The sequence below is a fragment of the Rhodococcus sp. NPDC004095 genome (assembly GCF_053604015.1).
Window position 1 is genome coordinate 102,008 of record NZ_JBSGGS010000010.1, and the last position, 17,200, is coordinate 119,207.

Consider the following 17,200-nt stretch of genomic DNA (forward strand, 5'->3'; position numbering starts at 1 on the left):
ATGACTGCAGCCGAACCCGAACAGCAATCCCGGTCCACCCGGCTCCCGAGCGAGATCTGGGTGCTGGTCAGCGCCAGCTTCGTCATCGCCCTCGGTTTCGGCATCGTCGCGCCTGCGCTGCCGCAGTTCGCGGTCAGCTTCGGGGTCGGGGCGTTCGCCGCCACCGTGGTGATCTCGTCGTTCGCCTTCATGCGGCTGGTGTTCGCTCCGGTCAGCGGATCACTGGTGCAGCGGATGGGGGAGCGGCCCACCTACCTGACCGGTTTGCTGATCGTCGCCGCCTCGACCGCTGCGGTGGCCTTCGCGTCGAACTACTGGCAGCTGTTGGTCTTCCGTGGACTCGGCGGCATCGGCTCGACCATGTTCACCGTCTCCGCCTTCGGCCTGCTGATCCGGATCGCCCCGCCGCACATTCGCGGCCGCGTCTCCGGCCTGTACGCCACGTCGTTCCTGTTCGGCAGCATCGGCGGACCGCTCGTCGGCGCCGCCCTCGTCGGGTTCGGCCTGCGCGTGCCGTTCCTCATCTACGCGCTCGCCCTGCTGATCGCTGCGGCGGTCGTGTACTTCCGGCTCAAGGGTTCGGCGCTGGCAGCCCCCGAGAAGGCAACGGACGCGGTCACCATGTCCTTCCGGGAGGCCGTGCGCCAGCCGGTGTACCGGGCGGCGCTGCTGTCGAACTTCGCCAACGGCTGGGCCGTGTTCGGGGTGCGGGTCGCGCTGGTGCCGCTGTTCGTGGTGCAGGCACTGCACGCGAGCGACGGGTACGCCGGCATCGCGCTGACGGTGTTCGCGGTCGGCAACGCACTCGTCCAGATCCAGGCCGGCCGGCTCTCCGACCTCCACGGCAGGCGCCCGTTCGTGCTCGCCGGACTGGTCGTCAGCGGGCTGTGCACCGCCGGACTCGGATTCAGCCCGAACCTGTGGGTGCTGTTCGCGCTGTCCGCCATAGCCGGTGTCGGGTCGGGGCTGATGAATCCCGCGCAGCAGGCCGCGGTCGCCGACGTGGTCGGGTCCAAGGCCCGCGGCGGGCCCGTGCTCGCCGCCTTCCAGATGGCGTCCGACGTCGGGTCGGTCGTCGGGCCCCTCGTCGCCGGTGTCCTCGCGGAGCAGCTGTCCTACGGGACGGCGTTCGCGGTCACCGGGGCACTCACGCTGCCCGCGATCGCGGCGTGGCTGCTGGCGGCGCCGCGTTCAGCGGCGGCAGTACGGGCCGGGTCAGGCCGGAACGCCGACACCGACGAGCAGACCGACCAGGTACGTGGCACCGACCGCGATGAGACCGAACAGCAGTTGCCGTAGCGCGCCGCGCACCCTCGGCTGCGACGTCAGGTGCGACGTGGTCGCGCCGACCAGCAGCAGGCCCGCACAGCCGACCGTCAGGCCCGCCACCAGCGACTCGAACCCGAGCAGGTAGGGGATCAGCGGAATGATCGCGCCGATCGCGAACATCAGGAACGACGACGCCCCCGCGACCAGCGGGGACGGCTTCTCGGTCGGGTCGACGCCCAGTTCGTGGGTCAGGTGGATCGTCACCGCCTGCTCGGCGTCGCGGTGCACTTCCGCGGCCGCGACCCGCGCCGTCTCCTCGCTCATGCCCATGTCGACGAAGGTGCCCACCAGTTCGGTCTGCTCGGAGACCGGGTGCTTGCGCTGCGCCCGCGTCTCCACCTTCACCTCGGCGTCGATCTGCTGGTTCGCGGTGGACACGGACGCGTACTCACCGAGCGCCATCGAGAACGCGCCCGCGGCCAGTCCGGCGATGCCGCTCAGCACGATCTCGTGGGCACCGAGCCCGGCGCCGCCGACACCGGCGAGCAGTGAGGTGTTCGTCACCAGGCCGTCCATCGCGCCGAACGCCGCCGCGCGGAGCCAGCCGCCCGCGACGTTGGCGTGCTTGTGGTCGAATTCGTGCGGGAGCGCGCCGTGCGGAAGCCCCGGCTTCGCCGGACGCGGGACGGGCGCATCATCCATGGCCCGAATCTACGCGCGCAGCGAGCGCGGGTGAGAGACGCGCGCCGTCGGTACCGTGAGAGACGTGTGGAATCGCGCAGAGGTGTGGAGGCCCGTCGTCAGTCTGCTGGCCCGGCTGGGTCTGGCGGCGGTGTGGCTGATCTCCGGAGGCATCAAGCTCGCGGACCCGACCCAGACGGTCGTTGCGGTGCGCGCCTACCAGTTGCTGCCCGAGGATCTGGTCCGGCCCGTCGCGGCCGTGATGCCGATGTTCGAGATCGCGTTGGGCCTGCTGCTGCTGATCGGACTGGCCGTGCGGGGGACGGCGATCGCGTCCGCCGCGATGCTGGTGGTGCTGATCTCGGTGATCATCTCGGTGTGGGCGCGCGGACTGTCCATCGACTGCGGTTGCTTCGGTGGCGGCGGTGTGGCCGACGTCGACGGCTGGGACTATGCCCGGGAGATCGCCCGGGATGTCGGGTTCCTGGCGTTGTCGGTGTGGTTGATCGCGTTCCCACGAAGCCCGGTCGCGCTCGGGCCGGGGTCGAGTGCACGCCTCTCAGTGCGCGCTCAGACGGAGATGGCAGGGTAAGTTCCGAAAAATCTGAACTCGGACTATCCGGACCGGAGGACCGCACCTGTGAGCACGAAGAAGATCAAGCCCGTCAAGGCTGCCCCGCAGCCGACCTCGAGCCGATCGACGTACATCCTCGGGGGACTGGCGGTGCTGGTGATCGCCGTGGTCGTCATCGCCGGTGTGCTGTGGAGCGCCAACCGCAGCAAGCCCCGCAACGAAGGCTACGGCGGGGTGTCGAACTCGGCGGTGCAGGTGACCACCGACGCGGAGGGCGTGGTCCGGCTGGGCCTGCCCGACGCCCGGACGACGATCGACCTGTTCGAGGACCCGATGTGCCCGTACTGCGCGCAACTCGAGCACACCAACGGCCAGGAGATCGCGCAGAAGATCGACGAGGGTCAGCTGGCGGTGCGGTACCACACGCTGGACTTCCTGAACCGGCTCTCGGCGAGCGGTGACTACTCCTCCCGCGCGGCCGGCGCGTTGATGTGCGTCGCCGACAGCGGCAACGCGATCGCGTTCTCCGCGTTCCACGGCGCACTGTTCTCGCCGGACAACCAGCCCGCCGAGAACGGCAAGACCGACCACAGCAACGCCGATCTCGCGCAGATCGCGAAGGATTCGGGTGCGGACGACCAGTCGGTGACGTGCATCTCCGACGGCGCGAAGGTCGAGCAGGCGACCGCGGCCGCCCAGACCGGTCGGCAGGCCCTCGCCGCCACCGGTGCGGCGGGCACCCCGGCGGTCATCGTGGACGGCACCGCGATCGACGCGCTCGGCGACCCGAACTGGGTGGCGAAGCTGAACTGATCCGACGGGTCACGGACGCCGGGATCGCCTCACCCCTCGGGTGGCGGTCCCGGCGTCAGGCTTTTCGGCGGGAAACCGCGATTTACCAGCCGATTTGTTGCGCTGACCGATGGTGGTGTAACTTTTTCCAGGCGAGAGCGGAACGGCCCGAAACGGCCGAGACACTCCCGCCGAGGCCCGGGAGACCGGGTGAACAACAGAACACGGGGCTATGGCGCAGCTGGTAGCGCACCACACTGGCAGTGTGGGGGTCAGGGGTTCGAGTCCCCTTAGCTCCACAGAAAACGACGAGGGTCGACTTCCGAACGGAAGTCGACCCTCGTCGTTTCGTTTCCGCACCCGCGGTTGTCGTCCCGCTCGGATCTGTCGAGTGATGTCGGTCCGCTCAGGCCGTCGCCTTCGACAGCAGGGCGCGGGACCGGTGCAGGACCTCGTTGAGCACGCGCTCGGCGGCCGCGGTGTCGGCGGCGTCGAGCCCGGTCCAGATCGGCCGAGTGAGTTCGGTTGTTCGGGTGCCGATGTGGGTGACCAGTGTCCGCCCGTCGTCGGTGAGCCGGTCGTCGGCGATCAGCCCACGTTGGGTGAGTCCGGACAGCACCGCCTCGATGTGGGGCAGTGGCGCCGCGGCGCGGACGAACCCCACCAGATCGCCGTCGCCGTCGAACTGGGTCGTCAGTCGTAGCGCCACCCATTCGGGTTCGGACAGCTGGTGCTCCACGAGGATGCCGCGCAGCAGGGCGTTGAGGGTCTTCTCGGTCTGGCCGATCAACTGGGGGCCGAACGGAGTCATGGACTTCTCCCATCCTCGATGCAGATCATTTGTTGGTGTGGCCAACGATATAGATTGTTGGTCGGACCAACAAGTTGGCTAGGGTGTGGTCATGGTGCAACCTCTGGACAGGCGAGCGACGTGGCTGGTCGGCAGGGTCCAGCAGCGGGCCCACGGGCTCGTGCAGGAGGCTCTCGGCGCGGCCGGGTCGCGGCCGTACCACTACCGGATCCTCGCCGCCCTCGATGAGCTCGGCCCCGCCAGTCAGGCCGACGTCGGCCGGCTGACGGGGATCGACCGCAGCGACGTCACGGCGGGCCTGGACGTCCTCTGCACTGCCGGGTGTGCCACCCGCACGCCCGATCCTGCGGACGGGCGTCGCAAGATCGTCTCACTCACCGAGCGGGGCCGTGCGCAGCTGGAGAGACTGGACGTCGTGCTCGACGGCGTCCAGTCCGAGTTCCTGGCGCCGCTTGCACCCACGGAGCAGCGGGTCTTTCTGGAGCTGCTGGGGCGGATGGTGCCCGACCGGTGAAATGCCACCCCGAGGCATGTCCTTCGGGGTCTGTCACAGAACGTCGACGGTTCGGTGCACACCGTGCGCGAACTCTCCCGTTGGGCTGTGCCGGGATGTTTCACTTTCGGGACTTCTTCGGTACTGGTGAGTCCCGCGCGATCTGAGGGGTGCTGTGGCCTACACCGTCGTCATGACAGGAGCGACCCGAGGCATCGGCCGGGTCGCGGTGGAGCGGATCCTCGCCGGCGCGCCCGAGGCGGTTCTGGTGCTGCCGGCACGCGATCCCGGCGGAATCGAGGTCGCCACCCGGCTGAGCCGTGGCGGCAGGACGGTGGTGTCGATCCCGACGGATCTGACCTCGCTGCGTGGCGTCCGGATCGCGGCGGACGAGATCACGCGCAGGGTGGACGCCGGGGTGTTGCCGCCGCTGCGTCTCCTGGTCGCCAACGCCGGTCTGCAGCACACCGACGACACCACGGAGACCGCCGAGGGATTCGAGGCGACGTTCGCGGTCAACGTCCTCGCCAACCACGTCCTCGTCCGCCGTCTCCAGGACCGTCTCGCGGCGCCGTCACGGATCGTGGTCACCGTCAGTGACACGCACTTCGGCGACTTCCGGCACAACATGGGCATGGTTCCGGCCCCGATGTGGCGGGCGCCGGAGGAGTTGGCGCGGGTGCGGGCGTTCCCCGCCCCGGACTCGACGGCCGCGGGCCGGACCGCCTATTCGACCAGCAAGCTCGCGGCGATTCACCTCGTGCACGAGTACGCCCGACGGCTCCCGCGGGGCGTGGACGTCGTCGGCTTCAACCCCGGTTTCGTTCCCGGAACCGACCTCGCCCGCGACGCCGGACCCCTCGCCCGGTTCGCGGTGCGCCGCGTGATGCCGCTGCTGGCCTTCACCCCGATGGCCACCGGCCTCGAGGCTGCGGGCCGTCACCTCGCTGACGCCGCCCTCGGGAACACGCCCGCAACCACCGGCGGCTACGTCGACCGTGCAGCCGCGGCCAGGTCCTCCGACGAGTCCTACGACCCGGAGCGGGAACGGCAGCTGTGGGAGGCCGTCGAGCGCCTCACCGCCGACCACGTCCGCTGAGGCGGAGAACTCGGCCGGCTCTGCGATGGCGGGCAAGCGTCATCGACGGCGTCGAGGACCGCGACGACATCGAGATGATGGTCGCGTCCGGCGGCGTGACGCGCACGTGTTCGACTGCCGGCTTCGACGGAGCCGGGGGCAGGACCGCGCCGTCACAGTGGTCGGGTCCGTAGCGTGCGCGGGCCCCGGAACCGGCCGCGACGGTCCTCGGTGGCGAGGACGACCCGGTCCGGCCGGATCAGGGCGGCGCGCAGTCGATGCCGGCCCAGCCACGTCGCCGCGTCCGGGGCCGCGGCGACCGGCACCCGCCGTGCGTCGACCTCACGGGTGAGGGCCTCGAGCGGGCCGGCTTCGGCGGTCCCGACGAGCGCGAACCCGGGGCCCAGCAGTTCGTCCGAGCGGCGGCCGTCGGCAAGCACCCACTGTGGAACCGGCATGCCGATCGGGGAGCGCACGATCGTGCGGGCCCGCGGGGTCAACGCGCTGCCGCGGAGCCGCGGGGAGAGGAACCGCCGGGCGAGAGGATCCGGGTCCGGCAGCCGGGCGGCGCCGCGGAGCGAGGCGTGGCCGGCTCGCAGCGGCGGAGCCGACATCACCCGGCCGACGAGGACCGCGCCGCGGATCGCCCGTGTGACGTGTGCCCGGCGCTCCGGCTGGTAGGTGTCGAGCAGGCACTCGTCGGCGTCACCCGCGTGCACCAGGGCGATCTTCCACGCCAGATTCATCGCGTCGCGCTGCCCGGCGCCGAGTCCCTGCCCGATGAACGGGGGCGTCTGGTGCGCGGCATCGCCGAGCAGGAACACCGGCCCGCGGCGCCAGGTGTCGGCGACCGCGGCGCGGTGCGAGTACACGGTGCTGCGCAGCACCGTGTACTCGCCCGTCGGGAACCACGGGTCCAGACGACCGCGCACGGCGTCCTCGTCGACGGCTTCGGCGGTGGGCAGCCGGAACTCCCAGCGGTACCGGTCCTCGCCGATCTGCATGTACGTTCCGGACCGTTCGCCGCCGCAGATCTGGTGCACGCCCGGCCACAGCTCCACCGCGCGGTCGGCCCGGACGTCCACCACCAGCCAGTGCTGGTCGAATCCGAGATCGCGCATGCGCGAGCCGATCTGCCTGCGCAGTGGGCTGTTCGCGCCATCGCAGGCGAGGACGTGGCGTGCGCCGACGGTGCGGCTCCGACCGTCACCGAGGTCGCGGACGGTCACCTCGGCGCCGCCTGCCGGTCGAGCCAGCACCGACACGACCTCGTGGCCGGTGAGCAGCGTGGCCTGCGGGTGCCGGGTGAGGTGCGTCCGGAGGACCCGTTCGAGGTCGGGCTGGTCGAACATGTTGGTTTCCGGCCAGCCGTGCATGCCGACGTCCCGGTCACGCCGGATCTCGACGAGGGTGCGCAGGGCCGGATCGACCAGTCGCATGCCGAACGCGGGCCGGCACACGGCCGCGACGTCCTCGGCGGACCCGGCGGCCTGCGCGATCCGCAGCACCTCGTCGTCCAGGTGCACGGCCCTCGGCAGCGGATACGGCTCGCGATGCCGCTCGACGACGACACAGTCGACGCCGCGCCGGGCCAGCAGTGTCGCGGCGGTCAGCCCGGTGGGGCCGGCTCCGACGACGAGGACGCCGGTGGCGGACGCGGGAATCAGGACCGGCTCAGCACGATCGAGAACTGCACCTGGCCGGCGTCCTCGACCACGATGTTCGGGAAGGTTGTCGGCTTCTGAACCTGGTAGTCGGACCACGCGACGTCGAGGGCGCCCGCGGTCTCGAGCGTCTCGCCCGACCGCCGGATGTCGAAATCGGTTGTCACCTCTCGGCTCTGACCGCGCAGGGTCAGCTTCCCCGTCACCGGAACCGACACCGCCCGACCGTCCTCCGGCACGGCCGCGAGGTCCACCGGCTCGGTCACCTCGAAGGTGGCCTTCGGGAAGCTGCCGGTGTTCATGACGAACATGTCGAAGTACGAGTCGCGGCGGCCGTTGTCGGTGGCGATGCTGGCGACGTCGACCTCGACGGTTCCGGTGGTCAGCTTCGAATCCTGCACGGTCGCCGTGCCGTTCACGGTCGACGTCTGGCCGCGCACGAAGACCCGCTGTCCGTTGAGCGTCTCCCAGACCTCGTATCCGGCCGCCGAGGTCGGTTGCACGGTCCACTCGCCGTCGAGTGACCCGGACCCGCCCTCCGACGTGCCCGACAGTCCCAGTGCATCGGGCTGGTCGCCGTGCAGGAACTTCGCGTAGGCCCACGGCCCGACGCCGATGGCGAGCGCCGCCACCACGACCACCGAACCGAGGATCCACCACAGACGTTTGCGCATGAGCGAGAAACCTAGCGCATGGCGGGTGCCTCGTGGGGCGCTATGTTTCGTACCGAGCGGTCCGGCGGACCCGACGTGAGATCAGTTCGGCGGCATCGAGATTCGCCAATTCGTCGGCGAGTGTGCAAGCCCGGTTACGGTAACCGGGAGTACGCAGGACGGTGTCGACCGCACGCCGGATCGCGGCAGGCGAGGGGGAACCGGCGCGAATCCGGATACCGGCCCCGGATCGGGCGACGCGCGCCCCGATCTCGGCCTTGTCCTCGGTGCTGCCCGCGACGACGAGCGGGGTGCCGTGGGAGAGCGCGAAATGCACACCGCCCCAACCGCCGTTGGTCACCATCACGTCGACGTGGGGAAGCAGCAGGTCGAACGGCACGAACTCGGTGACGATCAGATTCGGGGACGTCCGGCGGACGGTCTCGACCGGGCGGCCGCCGGTGGTGACCACGAGCAGGGCATCGGTGCCGGCGAGTGCGTCGACGGCGGGGTCGATCAGTGTGCTCAGGTCGTGGTTGTCCAGGGTGCCCTGGGTGATCAACACGACCGGTCGGTCCGTGTCGAGCCGAGACCACCAGGGCGGTGTCGGACTGTCCTCGGGCGCGGCGGGAAGGATCGGTCCGACGAAGCTGAGCCGGCCGCCGATATCGGTTCGCGGATACTCGAATCCCGGTGTGGTCAGCACGAACACGTCGTCGGCGAGGAGAGGCCAGTCGAGCAGGAAGCACGCCGGATCCGCGCCGGTCGCCCGGCGGGTCTGTGCGGCCGCGATCCCCTGGGCGCGCCGCATCACGACACCGCGGGCGCCGGCGTTGAGTGCGCGATTGCGGAGCCGACCGAGCCGGCCGGTCGAGGGCGGCAGTCCCGGGCCGAACGGTGCGGTGTCGATGCTCGTGGCCATCAGGGGAGATGTGCAGACCGCGAACACATTTGGGCGACCGTCCGGTTTCGTTCCGACGAGGGGGAGGGCGCCCATGAAGAGATTCTCGGCGATCACGGTGTCGGCGCCCTCGCGTTCGACCGCGTCGACGACCGCGCGGTACTGGTCGGCGGCCAGCGCCGCGAACATTCGCTCGGCGTCGAAGAGGGAACGCAGGAACGCCGGCCGGCGCCGACGGCCGGGAAACCGCTCGTCGAGGGCGGATTCGTCGTAGTCGCAGGTCGGGGGCAGTGGAACGAACCGGATCCCGGCGCGTTCCGCCCGGTCCTCGAACCTGCGTCCGGTGAGGATCGCGACGTCGCAGCCGTCCCGCACGAGCCGCCTGCCGATCGCGAGCATCGGCTGGACGTGGCCGGTCAGGGGTGCGCTGCAGAGCAGAATCGAAGCCACACAGGTCCTTTCGGGGGCGGGTCACCAGGGGTGTCGAGAATGGTGTGGGGGACCGGCCGCCAAACGTACCCCTTGCGCCGGCGTTGAGGGTGGGCTAACTTTCGATCGTCAAGGGTTCAACGACCGCACCCTGGGCCTTCTCTCGATTCCTCCCACTCTCATCCCTCCCGGAGTGCCCCCTCATGACCACTGCGTTCATCAACCGGATCAGCACCGTCGTGCCCGAACACGATGTGCACCAGGCATTCGTCGACTTTGCCGACGGCACTTTCACGGAGCGGCGCAAGCAACTGCTGTTCCGGAGAATGGCGGAACGGTCCCAGATCTCGCACCGGTGGGCGGGCATCGGCTCGCCCGAGACCTTCTACGGGGACGACCCGAACTCGGTGGACACCGAGACCCGGATGATCGAATTCGAGAGGAGCGCACCGGGTCTGGCGGTCCGTGCGGTCGAGGGGCTGGAACTCGGTGATCGCGCGGCGGAGATCACGCACCTGATCGTGATCACCTGCACCGGCTTCTACTCGCCCGGAATCGACTTCGAGCTCATCAAGAGTTGTGGCATCAGCCCGTCGGTGGAGCGGACCCAGATCGGGTTCATGGGCTGCTTCGCGGGGATCAACGGCCTCAAGCTCGCCCACCACATCGTCCGGTCCGAGCCGAGCGCTCGCGTGCTGGTGGTCAGCCTGGAACTGTGTTCGCTGCACCTGCAGCGGTCGGAGTCGCTCGAGACCATGCTCTCGTTCCTCGTCTTCGGCGACGGCTGTGCCGCCGTGCTGGTCAGCGCGGACGAGGAGGGCATCGCAATGGATTCCTTCAAGGCCGTCATGGTGCCGGGCTCGCCCGAGCTGATCACCTGGCGGATCGGCGACATCGGGTTCGACATGGTGCTCTCCGGGAAGGTGCCCGGCACCCTTGCGCGCGCACTCGACGAACCCACCCTGAAGGAGATTCTGGCGGGGGCGGACCGAGAGTCGATCGACCTGTGGGCCGTGCATCCAGGTGGCCGATCGATCCTCGACGCGGTGGAGGACGCGATCGGGCTGGCGCCGGACGCGCTGTCCGCCTCCCGTCACGTGCTCGACAACTACGGCAACATGTCGTCGGCGACCGTACTGTTCGTGCTCGCCGAGATCATGAAGCGGGCCCGTGACGGCGGCCCGACCGGCACCGGCTGCGCGATGGCCTTCGGGCCGGGGCTGACGGCGGAGACGATGCTGTTCCACATCTGACGCCGCCACGCGGGCGGGGCCGGCTCGGCGCGTCAACGGGAGGTCACAGAACGTCAACGGTTCGCGCTGCGCGGGTGCCGAACCCTCCCGTCGGGGCGTGTCGGATGTTTCACTTGGTCCGCTTGTGACAAGAGGGACTGATGTGACAGTTCCGCCTGCCCCGCTGGAAGGAGAGCGGCGCCCCGGGATCCGCCCGGCCGTGCGTCCGTCGAAGCCTATGAAGATGACCACCTGGAAGTCCGGCGCCGCGATCTCCGCCGTTGCCCTGACCACCCTTCTGCTCCCGGTCACGGCACTCGCCGACCCGAGCGGGGACGCCGCGGCGGCGGAGGCGGTCGCGGAGACCGGTGCGTCACCGACCCCGCTCGTCGGCAAGAAGGTCTTCCTCGACCCGGGCCACCAGGGCACGAACCACAGCGAGAACCTCGCCCGGCAGGTAGACGACGGCCGCGGCGGCACCAAGGACTGCCAGACCACCGGCATGACGAGTCTCGGCGGAACCCCCGAGCACACCATCACCTGGGACGTCTCCCAACTCGTCAAGGCGGGACTCGAGAAGCTCGGCGCCACGGTCGAACTCAGCCGCCAGGACGACTCCGGCTGGGGAGGCTGCGTCGACGAGCGGGCCCGCGCCGCCAGTGCGTCCGGCGCCGATCTCGCGGTGAGCCTTCACGCCGACTCGACGGCCGCGGGGGAGGACGACACGAAGCACGGTTTCCATCTGATCGTGCCGACGCTGCCGATCCCCGACGAGAAGGTCGACGAGGTCCAGTCCGGCCCGGGCCTGGCGGCCTCGCACGCGATCCGGGACGCCTACGTCAAGGGCGGGTTCGCGCCGGCGAACTACGCCGGTGTCGTCGACGGGATCCAGAGCCGCAGCGACATCGCCGGACCCGCGCTGACCACCGTGCCGCTCGCGTTCGTGGAGATGGGCAACGGATCCAACCCGGACGACGCCGCGGTCCTGGACAGTCAGGACGGCCGGCTCAAGCACGCCGTCGCGATCATCGTCGGAGCGGTCGACTATCTGATGGGCGTGAGCGGGACCGCGACCCCGGCGGCGCAGGCAACCGTCACGACGCCGACGAGCGCGGCTCCCACGACAACCGCGGCACCCGCGGCAGCGGCAACCGCCGCGCCTGCGGCAGCGACGACCAGCGTTCCGGCGACGTCGACGCCGGCAACGTCGAGTCCGACCACCACCACCGCGACGCCGGCGACCACCACCGCGACGCCGGCGACCACCACCGCGACGTCGTCGACCACCAAGGCGCCGTCGGGCGAGTCGTCGCCGGCGACTGTCGTCACCCAGGGGCTGGCGGCGTTGCAGACGCTGCTGTCCACCTTCGGTCTCGACGGCCTGCAGAACCTCGCCGACACCGCGAACCTCGGGGTGTTCGCGGACCTGCTTGGAGTGTTGCTCAAGGTGCTCGGCTGAGCCGAGGTCGTCGCGAGCTCCGACGTCCACCCGTAACCACGACGAGGGCCGGACACCATTGCGGTGTCCGGCCCTCGTCGGTTACGGCGCGGCGCGTGGTTCAGGCTCCGGCGGCTCCGGCGAGGAGCGCGTCCGAGACCGGAGCGCTGGCCTCGAGTGAGCCCGAGTCGAGCAGTCCCGAAGCGGAGCCCGAGTCCGCGGACGCGGTGTCGGACGAGGCGGAGTCCGCCGACGCGGTGTCGGAGGAGCCGGCACCGAGCAGTTCGTCGAACCAGCCTTCGAGTCCGAGATCGGCGGAACCCGAATCGCTGGACGCGGCGGCGAGGGAGCCCGTGCCGAGGAGGCCGCCCAGTGCCAGTGACGCGACCGAACCGCCCATCTTGGCGGAGCCGGAGTTGACGTCGAAGGCGAGCAGCGAGCGCTCGACGCAGCCACCCGCGACGACGGAGATGACGGCGGCCGGGCCGTTGGTGATCGCGAGGATGCGCTTGCTCACGGCACTGACGAAGACGCCGACGTTCTTCACCGTCGCCTCGTCGGTGGCGGTGCCGATCAGCGCACCGAGCCCGCACTCGCGCAGGGCCTTGACCGTGATCTCGCCGGCGGCGGTCTGGATGGCGCCCGCGGCGTCCTCCGCGGTCGCGGCCCGCTCGATGGTGTCGATCACGGTGGACCCGGTGGAGACCTCGGCCGGTTCCGTGACCGGTTCCGCGCTGGCGAATCCGGCGCCGAGGCCGAGCGTCAGTCCGAGAGCACCGATCACGGTCGCAGTACGCTTCATTGTCATCTTTCCCGCCCTGTGAGCCCCGCTGTCGCGAGGGAGGTGAACTGCCGAGAGGCGCCGTTATTACATCGTGACCCGAGGGTGTCCGCAACGCTCAGACCTGCGGATGTGACCGGAACCACCGACCGGACGGTCTGCGAAACTCGATGTTTACGCGGCCTTAACGAGATTCACTAGCATGGCGCAGGAGTCGACGGCGGTGAACGCGAAGGGTGTGGGGTGACGGTGGTGCGGCGGCTGGTTCCGGTGGTGCTCGTCGCCGGGTTCCTCGGCTCCGGGAAGACGAGCCTGCTCAACAATCTGCTCCGGGGTGACCACGGGGTGCGGATCGGGGTGATCGTCAACGACTTCGGCTCCGTCAACATCGACGCGATGATGGTCGCCGGGCAGGTGGACTCGACGGTGTCCCTGAGCAACGGCTGCCTGTGCTGTGCGGTCGACGTCGGGGAGATGGACGCGATGCTCGATCGGCTCACCCGGGCGGACATCGACGTCATCGTCGTCGAGGCGAGTGGCCTCGCCGAGCCCCGCAACATGGTGCGGATGATCCTCGGCAGCGAGAACCCGCGCATCGGCTACGGGGGACTGGTCGTCGTGGTCGATGCCGCCGAGTTCGACGACACCCGGCGCCGGCACCCCGAACTGGACCTGCACGTGCGGATGGCGGATCTGCTGGTGGTGAACAAGACCGACCTGATCGACGACGTCGCGGCGGATGCCCTGCGAGGCGGAGTCGGCGCACTGAACGACCGCTCGCCGGTGCTGGAGACGACTCACGGCCGGGTGGACCCCCGGTTGCTGTTCGACGAGGTCGTGCGAGTCGACGAGGGACCGCGGCAGATGAGCCTCGACGAACTGCTGGTCGAGGACCAGTGCGGCGACGGGGACCACGAGCATCTGCACGACCAGTACCGCAGTGTCACCTTCACCAGCGCCGCGCCGATCGAGCCGCGGGCGCTGGTGCGGTTCCTCGAGGATCCGCCCGCCGGGCTGTACCGGGTGAAAGGCTTTGTCTACTTCGGGATTCCGGGACACACCCAGCGATACCTGCTGCAGACGGTGGGGCGCCACATCCGGTTCGACCGCGCGCCGTGGCGACGGGGACACGAACGCGGAACCGAGCTGGTGCTGATCGGGTCCGGAATCGACGAAGAGGCCGTGCAGCGCGGTCTCGCGGCCTGCGTGGCGTCGACGCCCGGCGCCGCCGACGCGATGACCGCGGTGCACCGGTACGTGATCGGCGGCTGATCCGGGCATCGGTCCGGTAACTCCGGTCGGGGCAGCGAGTGTGGCGAGGGCCGGGATGGGGTAGTCAACCACTCGCACTCGACGGCCGTCGCGGCCGGACGATGGCAACCGGAGTGGTCGCCGGCATGGGTGACCGCCGTGACGAAGGGGGAGAACGATGCGCACCCGCCTCCGGGCTCGTCCCGACCGCACGCTCGGCTGATCGGACGGCAGTTCCGATGGCCGTCGACCGCGCGCGGGCACTGGCGATGCTGCCGGAACCGTACGCGCTCGCGTTGCGGTTGTCGGACGCCGGTGTCGACGCCCCGGCGATCGCCCGTCGGGTGGGGGTCGACGCGTGGGCCTTCCCGACCTTCATGCGGCTCGCCAGAGCCAAGCTCGCCGCGCTGCTGACCAGTGAGAACGGCGAAGGATCGTGGAGTCGGTGACAGACTGGGCGGTATGATACCGGGCATGTTCAGCGCCTGGCCGCTGACCGGACGCACCGAGGAACTCGGGCTGATCAGCGACACGTTCCACGCTCCAGGTACCCGTGGTGTCGCGATCGCAGGCGCGGCGGGTGTCGGGAAGACCCGCCTGGCGACGGACGCGGCGGCAACGGTGCCCCGGGGGACCCGGGTTCGGTGGCTGCGGGCCACGGCGTCCGCGCGGACCTTGCCGCTCGGAGTGTTCACCGACATCGACATCGTGGGGGACACCCCGCAGGGGCGGATCCGTTCGGTCATCGACGCGATCGCCGGCGGGACCGACCGCTCGCCCCCGACGCTGCTGGTCGTCGACGACGCGCATCTGCTGGACGAGCTGTCGGCGCATGTCGTGCACCAGGTCGCGGTGCGGGGCCTGGCGACTGTGGTGCTCACGTTCCGCACCGGTGAGCGCTGTCCCGACGCGATCAGCGCACTGTGGCGGGGACCCCAGCTCGATCGCCTCGAACTGCAGCCACTGTCCGCGATCGAGACGAGGTCGCTGCTCGAGACGGTGCTCGGTGGTCACCTCGACGCCAGCAGCGGACAGGTGATGTGGGAGCTGACCAGAGGCAATCCGCTGTACCTGCGCCAACTCGTCGCCGACGAGTTGAGGACCGGCCGCCTGGCCGAGGTCGAAGGTGTGTGGATCTGGTCCGGTACCCCCGTGGCCACTGCGGGTCTGATCGATCTCATCGATGCTCGAATGGGTCAGCTCGCGCCGCCGGTGGGCACGGTGCTGGACTGCCTGGCCGTCGCCGAACCGCTCGGTGTCGCCGTCCTCAACCGGGTGTGCGGCGCCGAGGCGGTCTGTCGGGCGCAGACCTGCGAGCTGATCACCGTCACCGCCGACCGGAAGACCGCGCGCCTCGCCCATCCGCTGTTCGGTGACGTGCGCCGGGCGCGCGCCGGATCGCTGGCACTGGCGCGGCTGCGTGGACGGATCGCCGTCGTACTCGCGGACGAACCGGGCGGGCCTCGAAACCTGGTACGGCGGGCGACACTGCTCGTCGAGTCGGATCTCGAGCCCGACCGGGTCCTTCTCGAACAGGCCGCGGAGGCGGCGTTCGCGCTGACGGATCCGTTCCTGGCCGAGCGGCTCGTGCGCGCCGCGCTCGGCGGCGGGGCGGGCCGCAGCGCACGGCTCCTGCACTGTCTGGCGCTGGGGACCCTGGAGTACGGTCCTGCCGCGGAAACCGTTGCGGCGCTGCTCTTTCGTTCGGCAGCCGGTCCGGCGGAACGCTGGCAGATCACCGCGCTGAGGGTGGCCAACATGCTGTGGGTGCTCGGCCGCCCTGAGGAAGCCGCTCGTCTGCTGTCGGAGGCGGAATCCGATCTGCCCGACGACGACGCCCGCGTCGGTCACCTGGCGCTGATCGCATCGACGGCCGCGGGTCTCGGTCGCCCGCAGCTGGCGGAGCAGATCGCCCGCGGTGTGCTGAGCAGCCCGCCGCGGTCGGGGCTGTTGACGATGATGGCGGTGTGGGCGCGTGTCATCGCACTCACGGACCTGGGTCGGATCGCGGAGCTGGCGAACGTTGCTCGTGAGGGATACCTTCTCGCCGACCGGGCGTTCGATGCGTCGAACCTGCGGTTCGGACTCGGACTTCTCGAGTCGTTCGGGTTGTCGCTGTCCGGCAGGCACGCCGAGGCGTTCCGGGTCGCCGACGGGTTGCTCGACCACCTGCTCGACCATCCCGGGCACGCCACCGCGATCGTGTCCAGCGCACTCGGCATGGTCAGGCTTCACGCAGGCCGACTGAACGAGGCTGCCGGGCACTTCCGTGAGGCGGTGGCGCGCGCCGAATCGCAAACGGCACCGACCAGGATCGATGGTGCGCGGACCACCAGCGTCCAGGTGCACGGCTTCCTCGGTCTCGCGATGGTCGAGGGGATGCGCGGGCACGCCGCCGCCGCCGGCGACGCGTATCGAACGGTTCCCGGTTTCTGGGGAACCGATTTCGCCACCTGGCGGCCGATGATGGCGCTCGCGCGGGCATGGGTGGCGGCCGCGGGCGGTGAGGTCGGTGCGGCACGAACCATCGTTCGTGACGCCGCCGACGACGCGCGCCGGGCCGGCAGGGTGGCTCAGGAAGTGCTGCTGCTGCAGACCGCGACCCAGTTCGGGGACCCCGGTGGTGACTCGCGGCTGGCGGAACTCGAACGGATCGTGGAGGGGCCACGGGTGGCTCTCGCGGCCGGCTGGGCCGCCGCGTTCGCGCGGCACGATCCGGATGCGCTGACGGACGTGTCCGCGCGCTACGAGTCGGCCGGCGACCTGCTGGCCGCCGCCGACTCGTCCGCACAGGCAGCGGCGCTGTATGCCCGGCGGGGACGACGTGGCTCGGCCCTGACGGCGCTGGCCACCGCCCGCCGTCTCGCCGATGCCTGCGGACGGGCCGACACCCCGGCTCTGCGTGCCGCGGCGCAGCCGGTCCCGCTGACTTCGCGGCAGCGCGAGATCGTCACCCTGGTGGCGCGCGGCATGACGAATCGGGAGATCGCCGAGAAACTCACCCTGTCGGTCCGGACGATCGAGGGCCACCTGTACCGCGCGGCGCAGAAGGCCGGTGTCGCCACCCGCGGCGAGCTGGCGTCCGTCCTGCAGGGCACCGAGTCCTCGGCCGGGTGATCGGTCCGCCCCGACAGGGACGGACCGATCACCGGT

The 17,200-nt window shown here is 70.4% G+C and carries 16 protein-coding genes and 1 tRNA gene; 11 read left to right on the forward strand and 6 right to left on the reverse strand.

Annotation, left to right across the window (positions count from 1 at the left end; all coding sequences use genetic code 11):
• Positions 1-1,299, forward strand: a complete 1,299-nt coding sequence (locus ACWEPG_RS19920) for an MFS transporter (protein ID WP_452595092.1) — start codon at positions 1-3, stop codon at positions 1,297-1,299.
• Here the strand turns inward: ACWEPG_RS19920 and ACWEPG_RS19925 are convergent.
• Entirely contained in the window at positions 1,216-1,971 is a 756-nt protein-coding gene (locus ACWEPG_RS19925; protein ID WP_450116730.1) for a VIT1/CCC1 transporter family protein, read from the reverse strand. The genes ACWEPG_RS19920 and ACWEPG_RS19925 overlap by 84 nt on opposite strands.
• An 82-nt stretch (positions 1,972-2,053) precedes the next feature.
• Here ACWEPG_RS19925 and ACWEPG_RS19930 point away from each other — a divergent pair, with 82 nt between their 5' ends.
• The 3 genes from ACWEPG_RS19930 (at position 2,054) to ACWEPG_RS19940 (ending at position 3,615) form a co-directional block, all read left to right on the forward strand.
• Positions 2,054-2,542 carry a MauE/DoxX family redox-associated membrane protein gene (locus tag ACWEPG_RS19930; RefSeq protein ID WP_450116732.1) on the forward strand — a complete coding sequence of 163 codons (489 nt, stop codon included), beginning with the start codon at positions 2,054-2,056 and terminating at the stop codon, positions 2,540-2,542.
• Positions 2,543-2,590: 48 nt separating this feature from the next.
• Positions 2,591-3,337, forward strand: a complete 747-nt coding sequence (locus ACWEPG_RS19935; protein ID WP_450116731.1) for a DsbA family protein — start codon at positions 2,591-2,593, stop codon at positions 3,335-3,337.
• Between the two features lie 205 nt (positions 3,338-3,542).
• Positions 3,543-3,615 (forward strand) — tRNA-Ala (locus ACWEPG_RS19940).
• Positions 3,616-3,722: 107 nt separating this feature from the next.
• Here ACWEPG_RS19940 and ACWEPG_RS19945 read toward each other — a convergent pair.
• Positions 3,723-4,127 carry a helix-turn-helix domain-containing protein gene (locus tag ACWEPG_RS19945; protein ID WP_450117220.1) on the reverse strand — a complete coding sequence of 135 codons (405 nt, stop codon included), beginning with the start codon at positions 4,125-4,127 and terminating at the stop codon, positions 3,723-3,725.
• Positions 4,128-4,218: 91 nt separating this feature from the next.
• Here ACWEPG_RS19945 and ACWEPG_RS19950 point away from each other — a divergent pair, with 91 nt between their 5' ends.
• Positions 4,219-4,641 (forward strand): MarR family winged helix-turn-helix transcriptional regulator, encoded by a 423-nt coding sequence (locus tag ACWEPG_RS19950; RefSeq protein ID WP_450117221.1) that lies wholly within the window; start codon positions 4,219-4,221, stop codon positions 4,639-4,641.
• A gap of 172 nt (positions 4,642-4,813) precedes the next feature.
• Complete coding sequence (locus ACWEPG_RS19955; RefSeq protein WP_450117222.1) at positions 4,814-5,719, forward strand: SDR family NAD(P)-dependent oxidoreductase; 906 nt, start codon at positions 4,814-4,816, stop codon at positions 5,717-5,719.
• Positions 5,720-5,871: 152 nt separating this feature from the next.
• On the opposite strand, the gene ACWEPG_RS19960 is transcribed toward ACWEPG_RS19955, so the two are convergent.
• From ACWEPG_RS19960 to ACWEPG_RS19970, 3 genes are read right to left on the reverse strand one after another with little or no spacing between them, the layout of a single operon-like run.
• The gene (locus ACWEPG_RS19960; protein WP_452595093.1) at positions 5,872-7,461 is read right to left on the reverse strand and encodes a bifunctional 3-(3-hydroxy-phenyl)propionate/3-hydroxycinnamic acid hydroxylase; all 1,590 of its coding nucleotides are present in this window, start codon (positions 7,459-7,461) and stop codon (positions 5,872-5,874) included.
• Positions 7,362-8,036 carry a YceI family protein gene (locus tag ACWEPG_RS19965; protein WP_450117224.1) on the reverse strand — a complete coding sequence of 225 codons (675 nt, stop codon included), beginning with the start codon at positions 8,034-8,036 and terminating at the stop codon, positions 7,362-7,364. The genes ACWEPG_RS19960 and ACWEPG_RS19965 overlap by 100 nt, the downstream gene beginning before the upstream one ends.
• A 40-nt stretch (positions 8,037-8,076) precedes the next feature.
• Positions 8,077-9,366: a glycosyltransferase gene (locus tag ACWEPG_RS19970; protein ID WP_452595094.1), complete on the reverse strand. Its 1,290-nt coding sequence runs from the start codon at positions 9,364-9,366 to the stop codon at positions 8,077-8,079.
• Between the two features lie 182 nt (positions 9,367-9,548).
• On the opposite strand from ACWEPG_RS19970, the gene ACWEPG_RS19975 reads away from it, so the two are divergent.
• Entirely contained in the window at positions 9,549-10,598 is a 1,050-nt protein-coding gene (locus tag ACWEPG_RS19975; RefSeq protein ID WP_450117226.1) for a type III polyketide synthase, read from the forward strand.
• Positions 10,599-10,821: 223 nt separating this feature from the next.
• Positions 10,822-12,036, forward strand: coding sequence for an N-acetylmuramoyl-L-alanine amidase (locus ACWEPG_RS19980; RefSeq protein WP_452595095.1), 1,215 nt, complete (start codon positions 10,822-10,824; stop codon positions 12,034-12,036).
• Positions 12,037-12,136: 100 nt separating this feature from the next.
• Here ACWEPG_RS19980 and ACWEPG_RS19985 read toward each other — a convergent pair whose 3' ends face one another.
• Positions 12,137-12,817 (reverse strand): hypothetical protein, encoded by a 681-nt coding sequence (locus ACWEPG_RS19985; RefSeq protein ID WP_452595096.1) that lies wholly within the window; start codon positions 12,815-12,817, stop codon positions 12,137-12,139.
• A 228-nt stretch (positions 12,818-13,045) separates the two neighbouring features.
• On the opposite strand from ACWEPG_RS19985, the gene ACWEPG_RS19990 reads away from it, so the two are divergent.
• The 3 genes from ACWEPG_RS19990 (at position 13,046) to ACWEPG_RS20000 (ending at position 17,164) form a co-directional block, all read left to right on the forward strand.
• Positions 13,046-14,068, forward strand: coding sequence for a CobW family GTP-binding protein (locus tag ACWEPG_RS19990; RefSeq protein ID WP_452595185.1), 1,023 nt, complete (start codon positions 13,046-13,048; stop codon positions 14,066-14,068).
• Between the two features lie 218 nt (positions 14,069-14,286).
• Entirely contained in the window at positions 14,287-14,496 is a 210-nt protein-coding gene (locus ACWEPG_RS19995; RefSeq protein WP_450112656.1) for a hypothetical protein, read from the forward strand.
• A gap of 25 nt (positions 14,497-14,521) precedes the next feature.
• On the forward strand, positions 14,522-17,164 hold the full coding sequence (locus ACWEPG_RS20000; protein ID WP_452595097.1) for a LuxR C-terminal-related transcriptional regulator: 2,643 nt from the start codon (positions 14,522-14,524) through the stop codon (positions 17,162-17,164).
• Positions 17,165-17,200 lie beyond the last annotated feature (36 nt).